General features: G+C 71.5%; 21 protein-coding genes and 2 pseudogenes. 11 read left to right on the top strand and 12 right to left on the bottom strand.

Annotation, left to right across the window (positions count from 1 at the left end; all coding sequences use genetic code 11):
• Positions 1-354, top strand: a 354-nt coding sequence (locus ACIPAE_RS37580) for an acyl-CoA dehydrogenase family protein (RefSeq protein ID WP_402451667.1), incomplete at its 5' end; no start/stop codon positions are given.
• A 138-nt stretch (positions 355-492) separates the two neighbouring features.
• On the opposite strand, the gene ACIPAE_RS37575 is transcribed toward ACIPAE_RS37580, so the two are convergent.
• From ACIPAE_RS37575 to ACIPAE_RS37565, 3 genes are all read right to left on the bottom strand, one after another.
• Positions 493-1,170, bottom strand: coding sequence for an amidohydrolase family protein (locus ACIPAE_RS37575; protein WP_402451665.1), 678 nt, complete (start codon positions 1,168-1,170; stop codon positions 493-495).
• A gap of 8 nt (positions 1,171-1,178) precedes the next feature.
• Positions 1,179-1,712, bottom strand: coding sequence for a GNAT family N-acetyltransferase (locus ACIPAE_RS37570; RefSeq protein ID WP_329361153.1), 534 nt, complete (start codon positions 1,710-1,712; stop codon positions 1,179-1,181).
• Between the two features lie 358 nt (positions 1,713-2,070).
• Positions 2,071-2,406: a hypothetical protein gene (locus tag ACIPAE_RS37565; protein ID WP_402451662.1), complete on the bottom strand. Its 336-nt coding sequence runs from the start codon at positions 2,404-2,406 to the stop codon at positions 2,071-2,073.
• A 611-nt stretch (positions 2,407-3,017) separates the two neighbouring features.
• Between ACIPAE_RS37565 and ACIPAE_RS37560 the strand changes: the two genes are divergently transcribed.
• Both ACIPAE_RS37560 and ACIPAE_RS37555 read left to right on the top strand, forming a co-directional pair.
• The gene (locus ACIPAE_RS37560; RefSeq protein WP_402451659.1) at positions 3,018-4,082 is read left to right on the top strand and encodes a 5-methyltetrahydropteroyltriglutamate--homocysteine methyltransferase; all 1,065 of its coding nucleotides are present in this window, start codon (positions 3,018-3,020) and stop codon (positions 4,080-4,082) included.
• 368 nt (positions 4,083-4,450) lie between these two features.
• Positions 4,451-5,209 carry a hypothetical protein gene (locus tag ACIPAE_RS37555; protein ID WP_402451657.1) on the top strand — a complete coding sequence of 253 codons (759 nt, stop codon included), beginning with the start codon at positions 4,451-4,453 and terminating at the stop codon, positions 5,207-5,209.
• 522 nt (positions 5,210-5,731) lie between these two features.
• Here the strand turns inward: ACIPAE_RS37555 and ACIPAE_RS37550 are convergent.
• Positions 5,732-6,001, bottom strand: a complete 270-nt coding sequence (locus ACIPAE_RS37550) for a hypothetical protein (protein WP_402451654.1) — start codon at positions 5,999-6,001, stop codon at positions 5,732-5,734.
• A gap of 175 nt (positions 6,002-6,176) precedes the next feature.
• On the opposite strand from ACIPAE_RS37550, the pseudogene ACIPAE_RS37545 reads away from it, so the two are divergent.
• Positions 6,177-6,545 (top strand): annotated as a pseudogene (locus tag ACIPAE_RS37545) (hypothetical protein); the annotation flags it as partial.
• Positions 6,546-6,573: 28 nt separating this feature from the next.
• Here the strand turns inward: ACIPAE_RS37545 and ACIPAE_RS37540 are convergent.
• Positions 6,574-7,041, bottom strand: coding sequence for a hypothetical protein (locus tag ACIPAE_RS37540; RefSeq protein WP_402451652.1), 468 nt, complete (start codon positions 7,039-7,041; stop codon positions 6,574-6,576).
• A 126-nt stretch (positions 7,042-7,167) separates the two neighbouring features.
• Between ACIPAE_RS37540 and ACIPAE_RS37535 the strand changes: the two genes are divergently transcribed.
• Positions 7,168-7,728 carry a CGNR zinc finger domain-containing protein gene (locus ACIPAE_RS37535; RefSeq protein ID WP_402451650.1) on the top strand — a complete coding sequence of 187 codons (561 nt, stop codon included), beginning with the start codon at positions 7,168-7,170 and terminating at the stop codon, positions 7,726-7,728.
• Between the two features lie 1,384 nt (positions 7,729-9,112).
• Entirely contained in the window at positions 9,113-9,538 is a 426-nt protein-coding gene (locus tag ACIPAE_RS37530) for an Ohr family peroxiredoxin (RefSeq protein WP_402451647.1), read from the top strand.
• Positions 9,539-10,619: 1,081 nt separating this feature from the next.
• Here ACIPAE_RS37530 and ACIPAE_RS37525 read toward each other — a convergent pair.
• Complete coding sequence (locus tag ACIPAE_RS37525) at positions 10,620-11,195, bottom strand: hypothetical protein (protein WP_366412640.1); 576 nt, start codon at positions 11,193-11,195, stop codon at positions 10,620-10,622.
• 266 nt (positions 11,196-11,461) lie between these two features.
• On the opposite strand from ACIPAE_RS37525, the gene ACIPAE_RS37520 reads away from it, so the two are divergent.
• Positions 11,462-11,791 carry a GMC oxidoreductase gene (locus ACIPAE_RS37520; protein WP_402451644.1) on the top strand — a complete coding sequence of 110 codons (330 nt, stop codon included), beginning with the start codon at positions 11,462-11,464 and terminating at the stop codon, positions 11,789-11,791.
• A gap of 7 nt (positions 11,792-11,798) precedes the next feature.
• Here the strand turns inward: ACIPAE_RS37520 and ACIPAE_RS37515 are convergent.
• Both ACIPAE_RS37515 and ACIPAE_RS37510 read right to left on the bottom strand, forming a co-directional pair.
• Positions 11,799-11,906, bottom strand: a pseudogene (locus ACIPAE_RS37515) (hypothetical protein); the annotation flags it as partial.
• Positions 11,907-12,110: 204 nt separating this feature from the next.
• On the bottom strand, positions 12,111-13,031 hold the full coding sequence (locus tag ACIPAE_RS37510; protein ID WP_402451641.1) for a class I SAM-dependent methyltransferase: 921 nt from the start codon (positions 13,029-13,031) through the stop codon (positions 12,111-12,113).
• 785 nt (positions 13,032-13,816) lie between these two features.
• On the opposite strand from ACIPAE_RS37510, the gene ACIPAE_RS37505 reads away from it, so the two are divergent.
• Together ACIPAE_RS37505 and ACIPAE_RS37500 are read left to right on the top strand one after the other, a co-directional pair.
• Positions 13,817-15,448: a tannase/feruloyl esterase family alpha/beta hydrolase gene (locus ACIPAE_RS37505; protein WP_402451638.1), complete on the top strand. Its 1,632-nt coding sequence runs from the start codon at positions 13,817-13,819 to the stop codon at positions 15,446-15,448.
• Positions 15,449-15,492: 44 nt separating this feature from the next.
• Positions 15,493-16,083 carry a DUF308 domain-containing protein gene (locus ACIPAE_RS37500; protein ID WP_402451635.1) on the top strand — a complete coding sequence of 197 codons (591 nt, stop codon included), beginning with the start codon at positions 15,493-15,495 and terminating at the stop codon, positions 16,081-16,083.
• A 554-nt stretch (positions 16,084-16,637) separates the two neighbouring features.
• On the opposite strand, the gene ACIPAE_RS37495 is transcribed toward ACIPAE_RS37500, so the two are convergent.
• Positions 16,638-17,582, bottom strand: coding sequence for an alpha/beta hydrolase (locus tag ACIPAE_RS37495; RefSeq protein ID WP_366412635.1), 945 nt, complete (start codon positions 17,580-17,582; stop codon positions 16,638-16,640).
• A 122-nt stretch (positions 17,583-17,704) separates the two neighbouring features.
• Entirely contained in the window at positions 17,705-18,670 is a 966-nt protein-coding gene (locus tag ACIPAE_RS37490; RefSeq protein ID WP_402451633.1) for an RNA polymerase sigma factor, read from the bottom strand.
• A gap of 524 nt (positions 18,671-19,194) precedes the next feature.
• Here ACIPAE_RS37490 and ACIPAE_RS37485 point away from each other — a divergent pair.
• Positions 19,195-21,939 (top strand): AAA family ATPase, encoded by a 2,745-nt coding sequence (locus tag ACIPAE_RS37485; RefSeq protein WP_402451677.1) that lies wholly within the window; start codon positions 19,195-19,197, stop codon positions 21,937-21,939.
• A gap of 82 nt (positions 21,940-22,021) precedes the next feature.
• On the opposite strand, the gene ACIPAE_RS37480 is transcribed toward ACIPAE_RS37485, so the two are convergent.
• A complete protein-coding gene (locus tag ACIPAE_RS37480) occupies positions 22,022-22,828 on the bottom strand; it encodes an alpha/beta hydrolase (RefSeq protein WP_402451631.1) in 807 nt (268 codons plus the stop codon).
• Positions 22,829-23,203: 375 nt separating this feature from the next.
• On the opposite strand from ACIPAE_RS37480, the gene ACIPAE_RS37475 reads away from it, so the two are divergent.
• Positions 23,204-23,848, top strand: a complete 645-nt coding sequence (locus tag ACIPAE_RS37475) for a peptide deformylase (protein ID WP_366412632.1) — start codon at positions 23,204-23,206, stop codon at positions 23,846-23,848.
• Positions 23,849-24,023: 175 nt separating this feature from the next.
• Here ACIPAE_RS37475 and ACIPAE_RS37470 read toward each other — a convergent pair whose 3' ends face one another.
• On the bottom strand, positions 24,024-25,112 hold the full coding sequence (locus ACIPAE_RS37470; RefSeq protein ID WP_402451627.1) for an alpha/beta fold hydrolase: 1,089 nt from the start codon (positions 25,110-25,112) through the stop codon (positions 24,024-24,026).
• Positions 25,113-25,301: the final 189 nt, after the last annotated feature.

Here is a 25,301-nt window from a genome sequence, read left to right as displayed (position 1 = left end):
CAGGAACGCAAGCAGTTCGGCAAGGCCATCGCCGAGTTCCAGGGCATCCAGTTCATGCTCGCCGACATGGCCATGAAACTGGAAGCCGCCCGCCAGCTCACCTACGCCGCCGCCGCCAAGTCCGAACGCTCCGACCCCGACCTGACCTTCTTCGGCGCCGCCGCCAAGTGCTACGCCTCCGACGCCGCCATGGAGATCACCACCGACGCCGTCCAACTGCTCGGCGGCTACGGCTACACCCGCGACTACCCCGTCGAACGCATGATGCGCGACGCCAAGATCACCCAGATCTACGAGGGCACCAACCAGGTCCAACGCATCGTGATGGCCCGCAACCTGCCCGGCACGCGGTAGGCACCCGTCGACCACGTACGGCCGGGCCGTACGGAAGGCCGGTGACACGGGGGGAGGGCTGGTGGCCGTCACGCGGCCACCAGCCCTCCTGTCCCACACCGTACTCATCGTCGCCGGACCGGCATCCGGACGACGGGGTTACCGCTGGGCGAGTGCCTTGACGACATCCTCCACGACGGCGTCCTCGGTCCTCTGATCCTCGTAGGAGACCTTCTTGTTGAGACCGTTGCGGTTGTTGAGGTGCTCGGCCACGCCCGGGTCCACGGTGTGCGCCTGACCCAGGATCTCCGCCGGCTTCGGGCCGTACTTCGCGCCGAGGCCCTCCAGGTACGCGCGGTCGAGGTGGTAGAAGTCGATCGCGTTGCTCCCGAGGATGGCGCGCGCGTCGGCCTCCGGGATGTCGTCGAGCACCAGGCGCAGGAAGTCCTCGGTGTTGGGCCAGGTGCCCTCGGCGTGCGGGTAGTCGCTGCCGAACATCACCTTGTCCATCCCGACGTTCTCGCGCACGTCGAGGTCGGTGAGCCGCATGAAGGTGGGCGTCACCGCGCAGTTGCGCTCCCAGTACTCCCAGGGCGTGAGCTTGAGGATGCCGCCGGCCTCCTCGTTCTTGCGGGTCAGCGCGTCCAGCGTCGGCGGAATCCAGTAGCTGCGGATCTCGACGAACACCACGCGCAGCGCGGGGAACCGGTCGAAGACACCCGACCACATCAGCTGCCACAGCGGGCGCCGCTCATCGAAGATGTTCTCGAAGATGTGGGCCAGGGCGTCGGGTCCGCTGCCGGCCTTCTCCAGGGCGCCCTTGATGCGGGTCAGCATGAACCCTGTCAGAGCCGTCTCGTGGTGAACAAGGTGGTCCCGTGCACCGCGTCCACTTCCTTCCGATCGGTCTCGGTGAACCCGATCTTGGCCAGCACTCGGCGAGAAGCGGTATTCCAGTCCCAGACCGTGGCCCACAGACGTTCGTACCCAGACGATCGCGCCCATTCCACAACCGCCAACGAGGCCTCGGTCGCGTATCCCTGACGCCAAACTCGGCGTAGCAGCTCGAAGGCCAGTTCCGGTTCCCCTGCCGGCTCTCGCCCGCTGTCGACCAGCCCGCAGTAGCCGATGACGTCACGAGAGGCTTTCCGTTCGACTGCCAGCAACCCGGTCGACCAGACCTCGTTGGTGCGGATCGAATCCTCGAGCTCCGCGACGGTGGGGTGTCCGTCAGCGTCGACTCGACGGTGCGGCGGCACTCGTGGATCACGTTCGGTCCACAGTTCACGCTGGACGACAGCCTCGGCTACCCGCCAAGGTCTGAGCAGCAGGCGACTCGTCTCGAGTACAACCTCGCCGCCCGGCGCGCCAACTGTCATGACGGCAACCATCTCACGGGCGCACGCGCCGTCGTGCCACGGGGCGCGGTCGGTCCTGCCGATCGTGGACGCCCGATATACGGGACAACCGAATCCATCCCTGTGCGTCGTCTTGGACCTGTGCGCGTTCGGTTGTACCCGGTAGGGCACTGACCTGTACGCCGACATCCCGCTCCGCGAACGCGGCAGTGCCGTGATTTCTCCTCGACATCTCCGAGCTCGTTGATCACTAACTGCCTTCGGAAACGGTCGACAAACGCTGTCCCTGGACATCAACGAAGCCAGCCCCCCGATCTTCCTGCCCGCACCCTCTGCCCTGTACGGGTCCGTCAAATGATCGGGAGTTGCACCGAACGATTTACAGTCCCTCGCTCGGCTTCGTCTTCTCCGCGGTGAACTCCTTCATCTCCCACAACCAGAAGACGAACCCCAGCTCACTGCCGGGCACCCGGTGGATCACCAGCCCGTCCGGCCCGCTGTCGGTCACCGTCGACGAGGGCGGGTCCAGGATCTCCACGCTGAGGCCCGGCCCGGGGGGAAGATCGCGGGTGGAGAGATACCACAGCCACACGCCTACGTAGCCGGTGACGCCGGTGAGGTTGTTGGCCTCGAACACCGGGGCTGCGTACAGCAGGACGTGCTCGCGATCGGGGCCGACCAGCGGGGTGCCGCCCAGGGCCCAGGGCACTGTCACGCCAGAGCCGGTAGGCGAGGTCGTCCACGTCGGTGCGCGCCCGCATGATCTCGTCGGCGATGATCCAGCCTGCCGCAGCTTGGTCCTCTGGGTCCGTCCCGATGGTGGTCACCACCAAGTCCTACGGGCACACCTGCCTGACGCCGCGGCTCTCCCGCCCGGTGCGAAGTCCACGAGGCCCGCCGGCGGCCCGGGCGGGTGGTTTGGGTCGTACCAGCCGTGGTGGCCGGCGGGTGGCGCGTACGGTCCGAGGCCGTGGACGACATTGAGCTGACCGACGATGAGCACCTACGGGCCCTGGCCGCGTTGGAGGCCGCCGTCGGGAACGACGACAGCGCCCTGGCCGTGCCGGCGGGCAGTGAGGAGGAAGCGTCCACGGGCTGTCGCTGTGCTGGTGCCGGCGGCTTCCCCGGGCGCGCCGGGTGGAATCCGGCTGTCCGACCACAAGAAGTCAACCCGCGACTCTCTGTCAGAAGCCCGATCGGGTGAACCTCTTGGTTCATGAGCGGTGACGAGGCTCCGCCGAACGCCCCGGGATTCGCGGAGCGACCGCCGTCGGGCGGATTTCGCTCCCGATCCGGGGCATACCGGTGACTTCTAGGGTGTGGATCATGAGCATTCCTTCGGAGCCGATCGGCAGCCTTCCCCGTTCACCCGCCCTGCAGTTGGCGCGCGCCGAACACGCCGCGGGGCGCCTGAGCGACGCGGAGCTGGCGGGCGTCCAAGGCGAAGCTGTCGCCGACACTCTCGACCGGCTGGACAAGCTGGGCAGCCAGGTCCTGGTCGACGGGGACCAGGGCAAGCCCAGTTCCCTCACGTACCCCCTCACCGGCCTCGCGGGCCTTGGGACCGACGGCGTCACCATCCCCTTCGCCGACGGGCACACCCGGCAGCTGCCCGTCCTGACCGGCGGACCGTTCCGCTACCAGGTCCGGGCCGAGACCTACCTGCGTGCCGCCCGCGCCCGTACCGGCCTCCCCGTCAAGCAGTCTGTGGTCGCCCCCTCGGCCCTGAGCCTGCTCTACCCGCCCGACGGCATCGACGGGTACTCCCGCGAGGCGTTCCTGGGTGACCTCGCGGACGAGGCCGAGGCCGAGATCCGCGGATGCCTCGACGCGGGCGCGCACCGCGTGCAGTTGGACTTCACGGAAGGCCGGCTGTCGCTGAAGCTCGACCCCTCCGGCGGTGTCCTGGACGACTTCGTCGCCCTCAACAACAAGGTCCTGGGCCGGTTCACCGAAGACGAACGGGCGCGCCTCGGGGTACACACCGACCCCGGCGCCGACGACGACTCCACCCACAGCCTCGACGTCGACTACGCCGGGCTGCTGCCCAGACTGTTCCGGCTCACGGTCGGCAACTTCTACCTCCAACTGGCCGGCGAGCCCGACCGCGAGCGCGTCCTGCGGATGATCGCCGACCAACTGCGTCCCGGGATCAGGGTGTTCGTCGGCGTCATCGACCCGATCGACCCGAGGGTCGAGACCCCCGAGGAAGTACGCGACCGCGTCCTGGAGGCCGCCCGGCACATCCCGGTGGACCAGCTGGGCACCTGCGACGACGCCGGCTTCGCCCCCTTCGCCGACGACACCTCCACCTCCCGGGACCTGGCCTTCGCCAAGATCGACGCCCGCCTGCGGGGCACCGAGCTCGCCGCCGAGGCCCTTGGCCTGTAGTCATGTCCGACGGAGCGCTTCACTCGGCGAGCGTCGCCAGGTGAAGCGCTCCTCACCTTGTTGGTGGGTGGATTCCGGTCCTTCGTAAGATCGGGAGACCCAGGGGCCTGGGTGTGGCTGAAAGCGCTCATGCCGTACGTGTGGCTTTGACTGACAGGCCGCTTGCTGCCTCGCGACGACACGGCCACTCATCGGGATGAGCGAATACAGATCGCTGTGCACGGACACGTCGGCGTGGTCGTCCGCAGGGAACCAGTCAACCGATCGGCGAGGGAGGCACGGGTGCCCGAGCTCTGCGGTGGCGTAGGTGATCTCCCTCACGACTCACCGCCCCCAGAGGTCGCTCCGCAGCGTGTTTGAATCACCGGATGATCGACTGGTCCACACTCCACGACGCCTACGGCCCGGCACACGCGATACCCGGGCTGCTGGACCGAGCCATCGGTCGTGACCAGGAGGCCATCGACCGGCTTTGGGGGCGCTTGTGCCACCAGGGGACGATCACCCCGGCAAGCATCGCCGCACTGCCGAAGCTCGCGGACATCGCGAAGACCGAGGACTGGGCGCTCGATCTGGCCGGAGCGATAGCGGGTGGCCTCCTTCAACCCCATGGCGCCGACGAAGAAGTCGCCCGCTGCGCGGCGGCCTTGGCCGAGCTTCGCACCATGGCCGCCGCCCGGCTGCGGTCTGGCCTGGACGGGAAGATCTACCTGGGGCTGCTGCGGGCCACGCTCGCGTTCGACGGCCAGACCTTGTGGTTCGAGGCCCTGGACGACTTCACCGATTCCTTCGTCACTGCCGCGTGCCCGCACTGCGACGCACCGGTGACGATCGCGGTCGGCGACTACGGCTGCTACTCCTCGATCCGGGACTGGAATCTGGGGGATGTCCACCAGATCCCCCTCCGGCCAGCCGCCCCGCACGAGCTGACCGGCACCGGCAGGATGTTGCACGAATGGGCTGTACGGGATGGCCGGCAACGGCTCGCCTGGGGCCTGACGCATCTGTTCGGCCAGGCGGAATGCCCAGGATGCGGGAGCGTCTTCGGCATCGCAGACGAGTACGCGGCCGCCAATGCACCTGCCCCATGGGACTTCGCCCGAGGCCACACCAAGGACGCTCTCTGATGACCACCAGCAGGGCCCTCGAATTCCAGGGCTGGTCCAGAGCGGTGCTGGGCCCCAGTACTCCAGCTGTAGATGGTGGTCTTGCTGCTTGGCTGTGCGTCAGGAGCGTGGCAGGCGTCAGGGCGCCAAGCCGGCTACGTCGCCGGCCGCCCTTGCTCCGCGGCGAAGCTACGAAGGTAAAGGTCGCGAAGGACGCCGAGTTCGGCACCGTGGTGAGCGGCTTCATCCAAGGCGTGGAGGGCCAGACGATTGATACCAGGTGTGTCCATTGGCGGTCACATGTGTCCGCACGTGCTCAGCCGGGGAAATGTCCGCCGCCGCGTGAGGCGGTGTCTTGAGAGGAGCGGGAGCGTATCGGGGCCGCGGCGGAGGACGCCGGGGTGCGAGGCGGCCGTGGAGTGGGGCGCGCCGCGCCCACGCATCCGGCCGCCCAGGCCCGGCGATATTCGAAGCTCCCGGATGCCACCGTGCCCGGCCCGCGAGGGTCGCGGGCCGGGCACGGTCATGCCTTCGACGGGACCGTCAGAGCCCGAGGTCCAAGGCGAGGCAGTTGTACGAGCACCACGCCGACTCCGCGTTGTACGCGTCGCGGGCCGGGTCACCGGGTGTTACAGGCTGGCCGACCACCAGGTCCTCGTAGCGCACGTGCTCGGGGAGGTGCCCGAACCGGGCCTTGCGGGCCGCGGCGGCGGTATCCGGCGCGACCGCGACCGGGATGGCCGGAGTCGAGGCGGTCGATGCCGTCGCTTCGAGTTCTGACGCGCCCCTCACGGTGATGCTGACACTCTTCATGTTCACCCTCCGTCCAGCCGGCGGCTGGGCAGTGCCCCACCGCGTCGGTGCGTCCAGCGTGCCACGAGCCTCGTCACCGGTCAAGGTGGTGACTATTCTTTCCGAGTGGCGGCGCGGGGCCGAGTGCACGGGAGAGTCCGGAAGAGTGCAGCCCTGAGTAAGGGCCGAGGCGGTCGCGGGCTGGATCGCAGGCGCGGTGCTGGTGATGATGTTCACCGGCCCGCTCGTGTGGTTCATGCGGCTGCTGCCCTCGGTCTCCCGCACCAGTGCGATCTTCGTCCACGACTTCCTGGCCTTGGCGATCGTGGGGGTGCCGGCCGGCCATGTCCGCAAGGCCTACCAGGACCCGGAGACCGGCCCGGGCATGCGCACGGGCTTCGTCAGCCGCAGTTGGGAGAAGCGGCACCATCCCCGCTGGGTCGACGAGTTGGACGAGTTGGACGAGTTGGACGAGCTCGACGAATTCGACGTGGCGGACGGCGGTCCCGCACCCCCACCCGTACCGCGCTCCCACCGCCGCCCGCCCGCTCAGCCGCGGGCATAGCGCACGGGCGGCGACGGCCCGCCTCGCATCATGCCGGCTGGAACCAGGACAACGACGCGGCAGGAATGGCGAGTTCCATGGGCCCGACGCGATCCAGTGGGACGTTCAGGGTGGCGGCCTCCGGTTGGGCCGGCGGAGCACCCAGGCAGTGATGGATGCCGTGGCCGAAGGACAGGTGCCGCGCGGAGGGCTGAGTGATGTCCAGCCCGGCGGGGTCGGCGTCACCGGGCAGACCCGCGTCACGGCCGAGACGAGCACCACGGACACGAAGGCGCCCCGGGGATGCGGACTCCGCCCGGTTCCAGGTCCTCGGCCGCGTACCGGTGCGTGGCCGGCTCCACGGAGGTGTGACGCAGCGCAGGAACTCCGCCCGACTTTGGGCGACTTCGGGGTTGCGATCGACGAAGCTCGCAGCCTCCAGGGCCTGCGCGGCGGTCCGTGGACACTCCAGCAGCGCGGGGTGGGTGAACGCCTCGCGGGCCAGGTCGTAGCCCACGACCAGCGGCCCTCGATGCGTCGTCCCGCTCGCCTGGCACCGCCCTGCGACGGGCCGGTGACGCGTCGCCCACCACCCGGGGTGCGGCCCCTTGCCGCCCTATCTGTCACCTGTCAAAATCGTGATATGAACCTTACGCATGTCTTCGTCTGCGAGCATCCGGCGCTGGACTTCGCGGCGACCCTCCGAGCGCGGCGGTCCACGCGCTTCGAGATGTTCGCCGCACCGGACCGGCTGGACGCCTGGTACCTGGAGTCCGGCATCGTCGACGCCGTCGCCCCGAGCCAGCGAAGGGACGTCGACCAGGCGGTGGCGGTGCGGGAGGCCGTCTACAGCCTGGTCACCGCCCGCTGCTCCGGCGAGGAGTACGACCCCGGGGCGCTGGACCTGCTCAACGCCACCGCCCGCAAGCCGTCGGCGGTGCCGCAGCTCACGGCGGAGGGGCGCCGCACCGTGGCCACACCGGAGGAAGCGCTGTCCACGGTGGCGCGGCAGGCCGTCGAGCTTCTCAGCGGGCCGGATGTTCCCCTCCTGAAGGAGTGCGGCAATCCGGAGTGCACCCGGATCTACATCGACCGCTCCCGGGGGATGCGCCGGCAGTGGTGCGGGATGGAGTCCTGCGGGAACAAGATCAAGGCCGCCGCGTACCGCGCGCGCAAGAAGAGCGTGCAGCCCGCCGGCGCCTGACGGCGCACGGAACCCTGTTCCCGTGGTCGGCCGCCGATCGCGCGTGAGGGGCTTACGGGTCCCGTCGCGACGCTCCACGGTGCCGCTGCGGCACGACGGAACGCCTCGGCGATCGGGACATCCACCCAGCGGCCGCCCCGCACAGACGGTATCCACGGGCGCCGGGTGAGGCACCTGGCCGGACCAGGCCGCACCACGGCGCTGCCGGCGGCCCCCGGCAGCGCGAACCCACCGTCTTGTGACGGCGGTCCCCGGCGGACCCGGCCCCGACCCGCCGGGAGACGTCCGCCGGGTGTTGCGGAAGTCCCTCCCCCCTGCCTTCGGCGGGGGAGGTGCCCCCGTCCCGTGGCTTCTGGCAGGCACGCTCGCTTCGTTGTCGGGCTTGGTCCGAGGAGGCTCCCTACGAGGACGACCCTCCGCCGTGCGGTCCGGGGGCACCTCCCACGCCGAAGCCGGTGGGGGAGCACCAGGCGCAACGGGCCCCGCCCTTCGGGCGGACGGCGCGACGTCCACAACACGGCCCAGGTCCACGGCGAGGCGAAGGCCATAGTGCGCTGCTCGATCCTCGGCACGGTACGGGCTCGGCGAACCACGAACCCGCACTGGGCCCCCGAAACGGTCGGCGTTGCTCGCCCTGCCGCTGCGGGCCCCGGGCGCCCTCTCCCTGCGGGAGGCGGTCGGCCTGCTCCGGGGCATCGAGCTGCCGCGGACGGCGTCCCGTACCTGAACAACGCCGTGGCACATGTGCGGGTGGTTCACGTGTCGTGCTGGCATCGGCCATCGGACGTGTGAACGGACGCAGCCGTGAAGCCATCGTCACTGTCTTGACGACGAGTGATGGATGACCGTGGAATCACCCTAGAGCTGCCCGGGAGGCCCTACCCGGAACCGGGCTCACCAGCCCGCACATATCTCCGATCGAACAGAGACACCCTTCTCCGCCGCCCATCCGGGACCCGGGCAACTCGCCCTTCTCCCGGTGCCGTTGCATTGTGACGCCCGCACCGGCCGGCGCTTTCTCCACATGTTCGCCCGACGCTGAGAACGCCTCGGCGCGTCCCCCCCGCACCTGCGATGCCGACGCCGATGCCGATGCCGCCCGTGCGCGGCCGGAGAGACGGAAAGAACGATGTCTCCCCGGCTCCCCGGCTCCCCGCTCCCCGGCGACGTGCAGGGTCCCGACCGGGCCGGCGGTGCACACCGACGCGGGCGCCTGGAAGGATCGCGCCTACCTGGCATGCGTCACCGTCTTGACCGGTGACGAATCGGAATGGCACAGTGAGATCACCGCTTGAGCAGACGATGAAAGGCGCTGGTCGGCCGCGATGGTCGGCTTCTGCCCGCACGGACAACTCACACACACATCACGGGATGGGGAAAGATCATGACCGTCACCTACACCGCCCGCGTCAACGTCACGGGCGAGGGTCGCAACGGCGGCACGGTTCGCTCCGACGACGGGCTGATCGACACGACCCTGGCCTTCCCCAAGGAACTCGGTGGAGCCGGCGGCGCCACCAATCCCGAGCAGCTGTTCGCGGCGGGCTGGGGGGCCTGCTTCCTCGGTGCGCTGCGTCGGGTGGCGGCCCAGCGGAAGATCCGGCTGACCAGCACCGCCATCACCGCCGAGATCACCCTCACCGACGGTGACGACGGCGAGTTCAGCCTCTCCGCCGTCCTTGGCCCCGTCCTCGGCGGCGTCGACCAGAGCACCGCGGAGGAGCTCGCCGCGGCGGCCGAGCAGACCTGCCCGTACTCCAAGGCGACCCGCAACAACATCCCCGTCACGATCAACGCCCTCGCTGTCTGATGGCCGCCCAGGGCTCCGCGTGGCCACCCGGCGCGTCACCTGCGCGCCGTCCCACCCCGCGCCGTGATCCCGTCCCGCGGGAAGCCGTGCCCGCCCAGGCACCGACACCGGTAACGGCACCGGGGGAGTGGACCGGCCGGGACGCTCTCCGGGCCGGAGCCCGTGACCGGCCGTGGAGACGGCTGTCCTCCCGCCGCCTCGGTCCGGTCCTCACTCGGGGCGACCGCGCTTCCGGCGGATGGCCGGCTCCGGAGCTGGTCCGGTCCTGGGCCGAGACGGCGATGATGTCGGGTTACGGTCCGACCGCGGACAGCTTCCTTCGCGGGCCGCACTGCCCGTGGCACCCCATCGACTTCCTCACCGCTCCCGCCGTGAACTCAGGGCCGCCTGCCCACATGTGAAGGTCGCAGACTCCCGTGATCCCGGCATCGGGCCGCGGGGAAGGCGCCGTCCGGTTATCCACTCCCGGCCGGACGGCACCAGGACCGGTCCGCCCGCGTGGCGAGCCGGACCTGACCGGACGGGGACATCCCTTCTCCGTCCGACCGTCGGAAGAGCCATGGCTGGAGCTTTCCGACACGGCCCTGCCCTTCGTGTCCGGGGCAGGGCCTCCTCCCGTCGCGTGCTGCGGGCGTGCTGCGGGCGTGCTGCGGGCGTGCCGCAGGCGGGGCAGACAGGGCACCGACGAGGACGCCGCGCGTCCTGGTCCGCTTCGTCGGCGTCGGCCTGCGGACCCTACCTCGGCACGGGCCGTGCAGCTTGAGGCCGGCCCACACCGTTGTCATCGCGCTGGCACCGCGGGGAGAACCCACCTCCCGGGAGGAACCGCGGCGACTCGCCACATGGGTGAGCCACCACCGTGCGACGGGTCATCGGGGCCGGCGGCCCAGGGCAGGAACTGAGGCGTGAGGGAGCGAGGCGACTGTGGTGACACGTGTGTGCATCGGCACGTGTTCTCCGCTCACGCGGTCGCACCTGGGGAGCCCCGCAGGCTGCACACCCGCGGGTACCACGCCCGCACCGGGCGCGGGTACGGCTCCGCACGGATCGCCAGCCGATCCGGGGTCCGGCACCGGCCTGATCAGCTCTTCGCTGCCGCCGGCCGCGCGGACGGAACGAGGGAGTACTTCACCGACCGTTGCTGCCGGTGCCGGCGGATGCGCCCCTTGGCGACGAGCGATTCCAGCGTGTTTCGCACCACCTGGGGCGTCGGCGCCCGGTCCGGATGTTTCTCCATCAGCTCTTCCCGCAGCTCTTTCGCCAGGCGCGGCTCGTCGTGGGAATCGAGCAACTGCATCAGCAGATCACCGAGCAGCGGCTGTCGCGCCTTCTTGCCGGCTGGAGCCCCGGCGACGCGGCTGCGCGAGGCACCGGAACCGGCGGCCCGCCCGCCTGCTCCCGGGTTTGCGGTGCGGGTCGCGGACGACCGGGCGGGGGAGAGCGTCCGCTCGTCCTGTGCCTGCTCGGGCAGCGGGGACGGCTCCTCGGAGGGGGCGCGCTCGGCAAGGCTCAGAATGTCGACGAGCAGGGCCTCCTCCTGCTGAAGCACCCTGAACTTCTCGGTCAGTTCCTGCTGCTGTCGACGGATTTCTTCCAGATCCGACGCGGCCTGCTCGACGTACCGCGACCGGAGCGTGGCGGTTGACTGGCTGGTCACAACCGTTCACTCCCTTGAGGTTATTGATGCTGCGCATGCTACCCACCTCCGCGGCCCCACTCCGCGGGCGTGCGACGGCGCGTGTCCGGTAGGTGCTTCCTCCCGCACATCCATCATTCCCCGCACGTGGGACGGCGGCAATTGTGTGTATTCCGCCGCGCAGAGCACGGATGCGGCTGACACCCCGATTCCCTGGGTGCCGTCGGCAGTACCGGTGTGGCGACACACCTGGTGAGCAGGGTGTCCACGACCGGAGACCCGGTGCGGTGACGGGGACCGCGTCCCCGGCCGTGGCGACGGCGAGTGTCCTCCATGTGTCACCGCCCGAGGTCTCGGTCGTCGACTCCGCGCTGCGGGTGCACGGCGTCGACGGACTGCGCGTCGCCGACGCCTCCGTCATCCCCGCCATCCCCTCCAACAGCACCGACGCCACCACCTACGCGATCGCCGAGCGCGCCGCCGACCTGCTGGGCCGACAGACGCGACGTGCCGGCGGGTCGGCGATCGACTCGTCCACGGTGGCGGGTCCAGGACCGACCTCCTCGACTCCCACTCGGCCGGCGCCGATGACCGTGCGATCTCGCGGACCGTCGTGATCCCGGACAGCACCGCCCGGACCTCCTCCTCGGCGAAGCAGCGGGGATCGATCACCGGCGGCGCGTACGGGTCCGCCGAACTGATCCTGAGGGAGCCGCGGCTGGCCGGCCGCATCGGGGAGACCCCGATGGTGAAGCCGATCTGTCCCGGGGCTATCGGGTCGGGGCGAGGGATGCCGATGAAGATGATCTGCACGACCGGCCCGTCTGGGCTCGACGCAGGTCGTTCGCGGGGCCGACACCCGAGCGCTGGAGGATCAGCGCGGACCCGATGCTTGACGTCAGGGGTGGAAGACCAGCGCGACGAGGTGGGGTGCGTTCACCGCCGTCCCGCGTTGCCGCGCGGACTCGGTGGTGCGGTGGCGAAGACCCAGCGGTTCGCGGCGAGGGTGTCGTCCGCTTCCGGTACGGGGCCGCGGCCGTGGCGCCGGCTGAACTCGAAAGGGGTGTGCGCGGTCGTCGACCATCCGCGGGCGGCAAGTTCCGCGGCGGAGTCCGGTCGTGGCTCGGCGTTGAACAGCGCGGACAGGTCGACGCCGATCCGCTCGCGTGCCGCGGTGTGGAGGGGGTACTCATGGGCCGCGGCCGGCAGCAGGCCCTGCTTCACCTCGTAGCCGAGGGCGCTCCCCGCGGCGCTGTGCGCGGCGATGGTGCCGATCAGCTTCTGCTCCGCGACCGGCGGCAGATACGGCAGCAGCCCCTCGGCCGCCCAGCCGGTCGGCCGCGCGGGATCGAAACCCGCCGCGCACAGCGCCGCGATCCAGTCCCCGCGCAAGTCCACGGCCAGGGGGACACGTTCGGCCGCTGATGTGGCGTCCAGCCGGTCGAGGACCCTCTGCTTGAAGGCCATGACTTCCTCCTGGTCGACCTCGAAGACCGTGCAGCCGGCCGGCCAGGGCAACCGGTAGGCGCGGGAGTCGAGTCCGGCACCCAGGATGACGATCTGACGGGCACCGGCCGTCGCCTGGGCCAGCAGGAAGTCGTCGAACACCCGGGTACGCAGTCCGAAGAAGCGGGCCAGCCGGCCCCACAGCGGATCGGCGTCCCCCTCGGGCACCTGGTCAGGATGTACGGGCCAGCCGGCGGCGGCCGGAGCGGCCCGGACGAAGTGCTCCGCGAACCCGTCCCGGGCCAGCGCGTCGGTACGGCCGGCCTCGATGGCCCGCGCGGCCGCGACCATCAGGGCGGTACGCCCGACGGCTTCGCTCACATCGGCGCCCCGCGGGGCGGCGTCGGTCATGTCTTCTCCCTCTCCTGCCTTCGGCGCCGGTGAAGTGGCCGACGGGCACCCCAGGCCCCACAGCCGACGTCGAGAAACGTATCAAATCAGCGTGGAGGCCACCAGAGGTCGTCTGACCTGCACAGATCGGCAAGAGGTGGCGGCGGGGATCGCTTGCCGGGGCGCCCGCACGTGTAGGTGCGGCACACACGTGTTTCCGTGGAAGCAGGCCTTGGCGAAGGTGGCGGCGACCCTGCTGCCGCACGGCGACCTCCCCGCCACCACGACCTGCGATGGGCATCATGACTGCGTTCTCGAGGGGAGCCGGTCCGGTGCGGCGAGGTCCCTTCGGGCCACGTCACACGTGCCGGGACACACCACGGGAGCGCCCGTCTCCCGTCGTGTCCCATGTTGGCAACCCCTCGAATCAGGGGCCTCCGCCACCGCCCCGCGGACCGTCGGATGACCCAACACGTGCTTCGCCGGGCGCAGTTCTGGTCCCTCGGTGCCGGCAGTCACTTGACTGTTGTCGCGGCAGGCGGGGCCGACCAGAGTGGGCACCGGGCCGGGATCTGCCCTACCCCTTCGATCACCCGAAAGCGCGCCCGTTCTTTTATCACCGGCTTGACCGGTGATACGGTGCGGTCGAAGACTTCGGGGAGCCGAGGCACCCCGGGGCGCACGCCCAGGTCACATGGCACATGTGTGCAGTGTGTCCGCAGCGGCCCGTTGACTCAGCACTCCCTTTGCCTCGTGCACATGTGTTCGTGCGGCCATGTGCACACCTATTCCTTGGAGAGAAGCACATGAAACGACTCCTGACGGTCCTCACGGCCGGCGTGCCCCTGGCCGCGGCGGTGGTGTACCTGCCGAGCGCGGCGGCCGAGCCACATCACACCACCACCACCGTCGCCTCCTCCGCCTTCACCTGCTCGGCGCCGTCCGTGAAGGCCCCGTCGGGCACCAAGGTGGAGTCCGTGACGGCGGTCGCCGAGGCGGGCGGCACCATCCAGGGGACCGGAGTCCTGGGTGGATCGGTCACCGGCGTCCCCGCCTACTGCGACGTGACCGTCACCCTCACCCACCCGGGCGACGGCGACCACGCCAAGGTGCGGACCTGGCTGCCTGCCAGCGGCTGGAACGGCCGCTTCCAGGGCCTGGGCGGCAGCGCCTACCTGGCCGGCGACAACGGGGTCGGCCTGGGCAACGCGGTCAAGAGCGGCTATGCGGCGGTCAGCACCGACGCCGGCGTCGGGGATGCCCTCGACACCAGTTGGGCCCTGAACAGCAACGGCCAGGTCAACACCGCGCTGCTGAAGAACTTCGCCTCCCGCTCCCAGCACGAGGCCGCGGTCGTCGGCAAGGAGGTCGTGGCCGGGATCTACGGCAAGGGCCCGGCCTACTCCTACTTCACCGGCTGCTCCACCGGCGGGCGCGAGGGCTACATGGAGGCCCAGAGCCACCCCGGCGACTACAACGGCATCCTCGCGGACGCTCCCGCCGTCAACTGGGACGAGTTCGAGGTCGCCACCCTGTGGCCGCAGGTGGTCATGAACAACGAGAAGACCTACCCGACCACCTGCGAGTTCGACGCCTTCACCTCCGCCGCCGTCAAGGCCTGCGATCCGCTCGACGGGGTCAGGGACGGCCTGATCGAGGACCCGAACCGCTGCGACTTCGATCCCCGCGAATTGGTCGGGGCCAAGGTCGAGTGCGACGGCAAGGAACTGACCATCACGGCGGCCGACGCCACCGTGGTCCGCAAGATCTGGGACGGCCCGCGCACCCCGTCGGGCAAGAAGCTGTGGTCCGGCGTTCCGGTCGGTGCCGACCTGTCAGGTCTGGCGGGCACCACCGCGCCGGACGCCGACGGCAACGTCGCCGGATCGCCCTTCCAGGTGCCTGCCGACTGGGTCAAGCTCTGGGTGGCGAAGGACCCGTCCCTCGACATCTCGAAGATCACCTACAGCCGGCTCACGCAGCTGTTCCAGCAGTCCGAGGCTGAATACGACAAGGTCATCGGGACGGACGACCCCGATCTGTCGGGGTTCCGCAAGGCCGGCGGAAAGCTTCTGACCTGGCACGGCGAGTCCGACCAGTACATCCCCACCCAGGGCACGGTCGACTACCGTCGGCAGGTGGTGCGGGCGGTGGGCGGCTCCCAGAAGGTCGACGACTTCTACCGGCTCTTCCTCGCCCCGGGCACCAGCCACTGCGGTCTCGACGGCATCGACGGCTCGACCGACGGCCTCGCCGCGCTGACCTCCTGGGTCGAGCACGGCAAGGCACCGCAGACCCTGCCCGCCACCTTGACCAATGCCTCCGGTCAGAGCGTCACCCGCGACCTGTGCAGCTTCCCGCGGATCTCCCACTACGACGGCCACGGGGACCCGGCCGTCGCCTCCAGCTTCCGCTGCGTCTCCCCGTCCCGGCACTGACCCGGCCGAAGACGGCCCCGAAACCTGAGAAAGGCCGAGCCATCATGAGCACTCAGCCATCGACGCGGCCGGACCCGGCGGCGGAGGACGGGCGTTCCTCCCTGCTGAGGCTGTACCTCGGCCGCGGCGTCCTGGCCCTGGTGTGGGCCCTGGCGTTCGCCGGAGCCCATGAGCACGTCGACGCCCTGGCGGTCACGCTGCTGGTCGTCTACCCGTTGATCGACGCGGTGTCCTCGCTGATCGACCACCGTGCCCTGCCCGACGGGTCCGAGCGCCGGGTGACGGCGTTCAACGGAGCGCTGAGCACACTCGCCGCCATCGGGGTCGGCATCGCCGGGGCCGGCGGCGTCGCACCGGTGCTCCACGTGTTCGGTGCCTGGGCGGTCGTCTCCGGCGCGGCCCAGGTGGCCGTCGCGCTGCGGCGTCGCAGTCCCGAACTGGGCAAGCAGTGGCCGATGTTGATCGCCGGCGGCCTGTCCTTCGTCGTCGGCGTCTTCTACAACATCCAGGCCGCGGGCGACAACCCGTCGCTGAGCGTGCTGTCCGTCTACGCCACGGGCGGCGGCGCGTTCTTCGTCGCCCAGGCCGTCCTGCTCGGCTGGAAGACCCGCCAGTTGCGCGTCAAGACCGCCTGACCGCCTGTCCCCGGAAACGTCCCGGCCCGCGCCCGACCGCGCGGGCCGGGACTTCTTCGTGCCCCGCCGGTCCGGCTGCCCGCCCGCCCGGCACCGGCGAGTGCGCGGGGACGGGCCGGCGCGGCGGTGGGGAGTGCTGCCTGAGCCGGCGTGGGGAGCAGGACCCGCGGGCGCCGCGCCGGCCGGACCGAGCGCGACGAAGTTCGGGCGACCCGCGGAACCGAAATCCCACGACGCAGGCCGTTCCACCCCTGCCTCCACGCGAAGCCGGGGGCCCGTTCCGCCTCTGCCTCCGCGCGGAGCCGGCGTGGAGGCAGGAACTCCCTCCACCGCGCCGGGCACGACGCCGACGATCCCGAAGGCCGCCCGGGGCCGCCGCCCCACGGCGCCCCCGGCACATCGGTCAGTTGACGGCCAACGCACCGGCCCGGCACGGCTTGTGACGGAATTCGCGGGCAGGCTGGCCCGCCTGCCCGCCTGACTGCCGCCACGGAAAGCCCCCGCGGACCCGCCTGGTACGAGCGCGTCGAAGGGGGCGGCCCGTGTGACCCGAGTCAGCGTGCCGCCGGCTCCGCACCGGTCCGCAGCACGAAGCGGCGCACCCCCTCCGCGAAGCGTCCGGGCTCCTCCAGGTGCCCCATATGACCGCTGTTCTCCAGCACCAGCAGGCGCGAGTCGGGGATCAGTTCATCGAGTTCCCGCGCCCAGCGGACTCCGCAGATCACGTCATGCCGGCCGACGACCACCAGCGCGGGGACGGTCAGTCCCTTCAGCGCGACCCGGTCGTCGACCACATCGGGTGCGAGGTCCTCGTCCAGCCCGGAGATGTACGTGGCCCGCACGGCGTTCCGGAACGGGGCCAGCCGTTCCTCCTCGCCCCAGTAGTCGGCGAAGTAGGAGGGCAGTACGCCCCGGGCCACCGCCGTGGTCTGCTCGTCGGTGGACATGGCGGGCATGGCGGCGAACGCGGCCAGCACCCCCGGCAGCCCCGGATGGTCGGCGTGCCGCGCGGCGAACGCCTCGACCATGCGGGCCGCCTCCGCGCCGTGCTCCGGACCCGTGACCGGCGCACCCTCGTACAGCACCACGCCCGCGACGCGTTCGGGGCGGTGCATGGCGTGGTAGGCGGCCACGAAAGCGCCGTGCGAATGTCCCAGCAGGTGCACCTCGGGCACGCCGAGCCGGTTGACCAGCACCTCAAGGAAGCTGCTGTACCGCTCCCGGGTGTACCCGTGCGGGTGCGTGGGCAGCCGGCTGTCCCGGGCGGTGCCGACGGGCTCGACGTACACCATGGTCAGGTGCTCCTCAAGGGCGGGCATGCGCAGGTACTCCCAGTCGATGCCCGGGCCGCCGGAGTGGACCACGCACACCGGGCCGTTGCCGTGGACGTGGTAGCGCTGGACCACCCCGCCCAGCGTGTAGGCGTGGGTACCGGGGGAGAGGGGGCCGGTGCCGGACGCCGGGGTGTCGTCGGGGTGGGAGGGAAAACGGTCGCTCATCGCGGTCTCCGTACGGTGAAAGGTGCCACTGACACCGACATGACGGAGTGGGGACCGCGGAGTTCGACCGCCGGGGTGTGATCTGGGTCACGTCGCCAGGGGCCGGGCCCGCGGGGCGGGCCTCAGGCCGCGCCGGGCAGTGGCCCGGTCCGCGGGCGCGTCGCGTGGTGGAGGGAGACCCGCTCGAAGCGGCCCGCCTCCACCGTCATGATCCAGGCGACCCCGGGCGGGCAGTGGTCCGGGTCGTCCGGCGGGCTGAGGAGTTCCATCTCCCACACCACCAGGGAGCGGCCGGCCGCCACATGCAGGGGGCGCTGGTGCACGCCCGCCGAGAGGTCGAGGTCCATGCCCGCCAGCAGCAGCTCGGCGCCGCCCAGCCGCCTCCCCCCGGCCAGCAGGGAGACATCACGGGAGTAGCGGTCCTTGACCACCCGGCCGAACTCGCCGCGTTCGGCGGCGGCGAGCGTGTCCCGGGCTTCCTGCCAACTCGCCTGCGTACGGCGCAGCGTGTCGCTGTGCGCCCCGGCCGCGGTGGCGGTCAGGGCACGCGCCAGAGCGCTGCGCGCCTGGTTCAGCCGGCTGCGCACGGTGCCGACCGGAATCGCGCAGGCCCCGGCTATCTGCTGGTAGGAGGTGATCCCGGTGGAGAAGTAGCGCAGGACCACCGGAAGGCGCAGGGTCGGCGTCAGCGTCTCGACGGCTTCCCACACCCAGTCCCGCAACGCGTGGTCGTGCAGGACCTGTTCGGGTGTGCCGAGGTCCGGCGGCAGCGGCACCTGCGCGACCGGCTCGACCCTTCGGGCCGCCCGCTGCAGGGTCCGGCAGCCATTGCGCACGACCATCCGCAACCACGGTCCCACGGCCTCCGGATCGCGGACGTCCACGATGCGCCGCAGCGCCACGAGTGCCGCGTCCTGCATGACGTCCTCCACGTCCGGGCCCGGCCCCAGCAGGCTGACCGCCACGGCCCGCATCCCGGGCCGGTGCCGTTCCAGCAGGAGGGCCAGGGCCGACACGTCGCCCGCCTGCGCGGCGCGGGTCAAGGCCGCGTCCAGCGCCGGCCCGGTGTCCTGCGGCGTTCCGTTCATACCCCGTCCCTGACCGCGACATCTTTGCTGAACCCTCACCCGCCCGGTCCGGGCGGAAGGCGGCGCCCGGTGACCCCTGCTGCCCGCACCGTCCCGCACCGCCCTGGGCGCCGTCCCGCACCGCCCCGCACCGTCCCGCGCCCAGTGTGACACGTGTCTCGGAGCAGAAGACACATGGGCACGAGACCGGCGTCACCTGTCGGTCATACTGGTGGCGCGGATGCCGCCGCCCTCCAGTCTGCCCTCCACGGGGGAGTGGAAGGCACGGCGCCGCGTTGCGAGCACAGCCGCTCCTCCCCGGGCCGGGAAACACGTAGGAGGGCCCATGGCGGGCGCGGCTTCCAGAACACGCCCCCGACCAGCCCGTAGAGGCGCTCGACGGAAATGGACGACACCGCCGCGGCGAAGAGGTACGGCAACGTACCCCTGGACCTTGCGCGTTCCGTTCCGTACCAGCGCGGCAGCGTTCCGGTCCGGCGTGTCCAGGGGTGAAGGGAGTGGGGGCGGTGGGATCGATCGGGGCGATGCTCGGCCGAGCGGCCGAACGGGAGGTGCTGTCGGAGTTCACGGCGGCCTCCAGCGGGCGCGTCCTCGTGCTGCGGGGCGACGCGGGCGTGGGCAAGAGCGCTCTGCTGGACCACGCGGCCGAACTCGCGGCGGAGCAGGGCCACCGCGTGATCCGGGCGGCCGGCGTCGAGGCCGAGTCGGAGCTGCCGTTCGCCGGCCTGCACCAGTTCCTGTATCCGCTGCTGCCCTCCATCGACCAGCTGGACCAGGTCCAGCAGAGGGTCTTCGACGTCGTCTTCGGCAGGGGCGGGAGCACGCCGCCGTCGGTCATGACGCTCGGCATTGCCGTCCTGGACCTCCTGTCCCTCGCCGCGTCGCACGAGCCCCTCGTGCTGGTGCTCGACGACGGCCAGTGGCTCGATGCCGCCAGCACCGAGGTGTGCGGTTTCGTGGGACGCCGGCTGACCGGCAGTGCGGTGAAGCTCCTCGTCGGCCTGCGCGCCGGCGTGTCCTCGGGCTTCGACACGGCCGCACTGCCCGAACTGCCGGTGGCGGCGCTGCCGGAGGCGGCCGCCGAGGAACTCCTGGACACCCGCCACGTCGGGCTGGAGCCCCGGGTCCGCCGGCTGGTCCTGGACGAGGCCAGGGGGAACCCGCTGGCGCTGCTGGAACTGCCGCCGCATGTCTCCGCTGCCCGGGCCGAGCGAGCCGGCGGAAACATATCCGGCTACACCGGCATACCTCTGCCCCAGCGCCTGCACCAGGTGTACGGGGCGCGCATCGAGTCCCTCGACGCGCCCGTGCGCGCGGAGTTGCTGCGCGGCGCGCTGGACGGCGTCGGCGCGGGCACGGCCGCCGACCGCACCCGCGGTACGCGCTACCGGATGAGGGACGCCGACGAGGCCGCGGCCCGCGGCCTGCTGAACGTCGACCCGCTCAGCGGGGACTTCGTCTTCCGGCACCCCCTGGTGCGCTCGACGGTCGTGCAGATGGCCACCCCCAACCAGCGGCGCGCGGCCCACGCCGTGCTCGCGGACCTGCACCGCGAGGACCTGGAACGCCGGGCCACCCACCTGGCGGCCTCGACGATCGACCCGGACGAGCAGGTCGCGGCCACCCTGGAGGCGGCCGCGGACTCCGCCACCCTGCGCGGCGGCGCGCTGGCCGCCGTGGGCTGGCTGACCCGGGCCGCGGAACTCAGCGAGAGCTCCGAGGAACGGCACAGGAGGCTGGGAAACGCGGCCTACATCGCCGGCCACTCCGGCCAGTTGGAGCACGCGCAGCAACTGGCCGGCACCGGTGGCGGCCCCGGCGCGAACGACTCGCCGGCCTCGGCACTCGCGGCCGGCTATGCGGCACTCTTCGGGGACGGGGACGTACGGTCCACGCAGCGCCAGGTCTGCGCGGCGGTCGAGAGCATGCACGACGCCGGGCTGCGGGAGCCGGACGAGGTGTTCACACGCCTGGTCGACCTGCTGCTGGTCGTCAACCAGTACGCCGGCGACGAAGCCGCCTGGGAGCGGACTCACCGGATACTGGGCGACGTGGGCCACCTGGTGCCCCCGCTCACCCGCATCTACGAGGACGCCTGGGGCGATGTGGTGCGGCGCGGCGCCGGCCTGCACGAGCGGGTGGAACGCGCCTTCGCCGACCCCCAAGGCCTCGAGCCGTGGGACGTCACCCGTCTGTGTGTCGCCGCGTACCACGTGGACACCCTCAGCCGGTACCGGCCGCACCTGCAGCGCACCGTGGACCGCGAGGTCGAGACGGGGGCCGTTGCCGACGCCATGACCATGCTGAACCTGATCATGCTCGACCAGATCGCGGTCGGCGAGTGGGCCGAGGCCGAGCGCACCGGGCAGCGCTGTCTGGAGCTGACCACGACCCACCAGCACTCCCTGTTCGTCCACCACACGCAGGCGTACCTGGGCCTGCTCGCCGCTCTGCGCGGAGATGTCGAACGCGCCCGGGAACTGCAGGCCCTGGTCGATGCCTGGGCACGCCCCCGCGGCGTCGGCTTCCTCGCCCAGATCGCCGACGCCACCGGCACCGCCGCCGCCCTCAGCGAAGGCGACTACGAGTCCGCCTACCTCCACGCCATCGGCCTCACACCCCCCGGCACCTTCACCCCGTACGCCCACCAGGCATCCCGTGGCCTCCTCGACCTCGTCGAGGCGGCCCTGCACACCGGTCGCTCCGAACGGGCCCGCGCCCACGCCCTCGCGGCACGCGACGCCAACCTGCCCGACATCTCCCCCCGCCTCGCCCTGATCACGTACGGCGCCCTCGCCATGACCGCCGAGGACCCCGCCGAGGCCGACGCCATGTACGACCGCGCCGAAACCCATCCGGCCGCCGCGATGTTCCCCTTCGAGCACGCGCGCATCCGCCTCGCCCACGGCATCCGCCTGCGCCACACCCAGGGCCGCAAGGCCGCACGGCCCTCCCTGACCCTGGCCGCGGAGACCTTCGAACGGCTCGGCGCGCCCCCCTGGGCGGAGCGGGCCCGGGCGGAACTCCGGGCCACCGGTACGGCCGGGCCCTCCTCCTCGGCGCCCGTGGCGGCACTGACATGGCAGGAACAGCGGATCGCCGACCTGGCCGCAAGGGGCCTGACCAACAAGGAGATCGGCGAGCGCATGCACCTGTCGCCGCGCACGGTCAGCTCTCATCTGTACCGGGTGTTCCCCAAACTCGGCATCACCTCGCGTGCCGCGCTGCGCGACGCGCTGGGCAGGTTCCCCAGCGACCAGAACGTGTGACCCGAGGCAGGGCGAGCGTCCTTCCGCGAACAGGTGTCCTGCCGCCGGCTCAGCAGCCACCACCACGTCGGTCACGGTGCGCTCAGCCCTGCGCGGGACGGGGCCGGATGCCGCGTTCGTGGAGCCAGCCGAGCACGTAGTCGGCGACGAAGCGCCATCCGCTGTCGATGGTCAGCGAGTGGGCGCGGTCCGCGAACTGCTTCAGGTCGGTCAGCGCGGTGGAGTCGCCGTACCGTAGGTAGGCCGCGCGGGTCACGACGTCGGGCACCAGCAGGTCCTCCTGCCCGGAGATCAGCAGCAGCGGCCCGCGCCGCGCGTTGGCGACGTCCACCACCGCACGGGAGCTGCGCGCCGTGCCCGCGCACCCGAGGTCGGCGAGAAGCCGCCTCGGGGCCGGCACCACGTACCGATCGAAGAGTGCGTCGGACTCCCGCGCCCCCGCGGTGTTGGCGAAGACCTGGTGGAACCCTCGCGCGGACAGTGACACCAGCCGGTGGTCGCCGTCCGCGCCGTCAGGGGTCCACCACCGGTCCGGGGTGGCGGGCAGCGGGACGTCGTCGACCGGGGCGGGGGCGATCGCCACCGCGGCTCGGCCCAGGCCGGCACCGAGGAGGTGCTGGGCGACGAGCCCGCCGACCGAGTGGCCGATGATGACCGGCGGGACGTCCAACGACCGCATGAACCGGGCGTAGTGGTCCGTCAGCGCGTCCAGACCGATGTCGCCGAACTCTTCGGGGTCCCGGCGCACGTCCCGGAGTTCGGGTTGCTCCCCCGGCCAGCCGGGGGCGAAGGCGAGGAACCCCCGGCCGGCGAAGCGCTCCACCCACGACTCCCAGGCGAGCGTGTGCAGCCACGCGCCGTGGATGAAGACGACGGGAGTACGGTCCACGGTTGGGTTCCTCCGAGCATGCCGATCACCCGGCACCGGTACAGGGGCGACCGCTTCAGCATCGTTCAGGCAGCGCGACGGCGGCCAGAGTCGAATGACTGAAGGTTCGCGTCGGAAGGCAGCGGGACCGGGCGGCCTCCGCACACGCCGCCGACCGGGGGCGGAGCAGGTCGGGGAGGGGTGCTGGGAACTTCGTACGTCAGATGACTGAGGTCTGGGGGTGTGCGGCCGGCCACGCGGGCACCGTTGCGCACGGGCCCGCGCCCGCGGGCAGTTGTGCACGCGACGCGCTCGTACGGTCCGCCCGCGCGCGTACGGTGCCCTGCCGCGCGCCCCCGGCACACCCGGGCCCGCCCGGCTGGCATGCTGACCCGCATGACTGCTTCCGCGACACACATGTCCCTGCCCGACCGGGTGGAGGAACTCCTGGCAGCCGGCGGACCGTTGCCCATCGTCGCCGCGGGCGAGGCCGTCCTGCGCGGCGTCGCCGAGCCGTACGACGGCCAGCTCGACGACGCGCAGCTCGACCGGTTCGTGGCCGCGCTGCGCGAGACGATGCACGCGGCCCCGGGCGTCGGACTGGCCGCGACGCAGGTCGGCATCCCGTTGAGCATCGCGGTGGTGGAAGATCCGGCGCCGGGCTCGCCGGAGGCGCTGGAGGCGCGCGAACGCACCCCGCTGCCCTTCCGGGTGCTGGTCAATCCCGCCTACGAACCCGAGGGCGACGCCCGAGCCGCGTTCTTCGAGGGCTGTCTGAGCGTGCCCGGGTGGCAGGCGGTGGTGGCCCGGCACCGGCGCGTGCGGTTGCGGGCACAGGACGAGCACGGCCGGTCCGTTGACGAGGTGTTCAGCGGCTGGCCGGCACGTATCGTGCAGCACGAGACCGACCACCTCGGCGGCGTCCTCTACCTCGACTCGGCCCTGTCGCGGTCGCTGTCCACCAACGAGGCCGTGGCCGAGCACTGGTCGCAGCCCACCCCCGAGGCGGCCGCCCGGGCGCTGGGTTTCGAGCTGCCGTGACGCCACGGACCGCCCCGACGGGCGACGGCCCCGGGTGGGGCGGCGTCGCCCGTCGGGGCGGTGGTGGGGGCCGTCGTACCGGCTCCGTCTCAGCGGTCCAGCAGCGCTGCCCACGGGTCCGGCACGATGACGTCGGCCGGCGGCTGCGCGCGGGGACGGCTGTCGCGGGTGGGAGTCAGAGGTGGTCGGCGTCGACGACGGCCTGGGCGAACACGGTCGGCGCCTCCTGCGGGAGGTTGTGGCCGATGTTCTGGATCGTGCGGTGGTCGTACGCGCCGGTGAAGTACGTCCGGTAGTTCGCGCCGTCGCCGGCCGGGGTGAAGGGGTCCAGCGCCGGGTCGAGGGTGATGGTGGGGACGCCGATCTTGGGAGCGGCGGCCAGCAGCTTCTCGTAGCGGACGTAGCGCGGGTCGGTCTCCACCAGCCCGATACGCCAGCGGTAGTTGAACAGCACGGTGGCGGCGTAGTCGGGGTTGGTGAACGCCTGCGCGGTGCGCTCGAAGGTGGCGTCGTCGAAGTTCCAGTTGGGGGAGACGATCTGCCACACCAGGCGGCACAGGGCCTTGCACTCGTCGGCGTTCTCCATGGCCTGCTTGCCGCGGTCAGTCGAGAAGTACCACTGGTACCACCAGTTGTGCTCGACGGCCGCCGCCGCCGGGCTCTTCTGCGCCTCGACGTCGGTGATGACGTAGCCGCTGGTGGACACCAGCGCCTTGACCCGCTCCGGCCACAGGGCGGAGATGATGTCGGCGGTGCGCGAACCCCAGTCGAAGCCGGCGAGTACGGCCCGGTCGATGCGCAGGGCGTCCATGAACGCGATGATGTCCAGCGCCACCGCGGACTGCTCCGCGGTGCGCGGCGTCCGGGGGGACAGGAACGTGGTGCTGCCGTGGCCACGCAGGTAGGGGACGAGCACCCGGTAGCCGAGCCGGGACAGCGCCGGGGCGACGTCGACGAAGCTGTGGATGTCGTAGGGCCAGCCGTGCAGCAGCAGGACCACCGGGCCGTGCGACGGGCCGAGTTCCGCGTAGCCGACGTCCAGCAGGCCCGCCTTGACCTGCTTGACGGCGGGGAAGGCGGTGTGGGTGCCGGGAACGACCGGGGGCACGGTGGAGGCGGGGATGCCCGTGCCCTTCGTGCTGCTGCCGCGCTGGGCGGCCGCACCGCTGCCGGCGGCATTCGCGGTGCCAAGACCGGTCACGGCCATGGCCGCCGCGCCGGTGCCCACGCCGATGGCCTTGCCGAAGGTACGCCTGTCGATCATGTGAAAACCCTCTGTGTCCCGTGTGTATCGGTGGCCGGCCCGCCCAGCAGGCGACCTTGTGCAAAGCGTCCGCCTCCGCCCGGCCGTCTGCTCCGACCGCCGCGCCGCGAGGCCGACGGTTCATCACTGTCGCCTCTGGCGCGGCCGCCCACATCAGTCAGTTGACGGTGAGTCGCGCGCGGCGGGAGC

The organism is Streptomyces sp. NPDC087270 (genome assembly GCF_044744625.1).
GTDB lineage: Bacteria > Actinomycetota > Actinomycetes > Streptomycetales > Streptomycetaceae > Actinacidiphila.
Note: the sequence above shows the minus strand (reverse complement) of the source record. Positions and strands in the feature narration are given on the sequence as shown.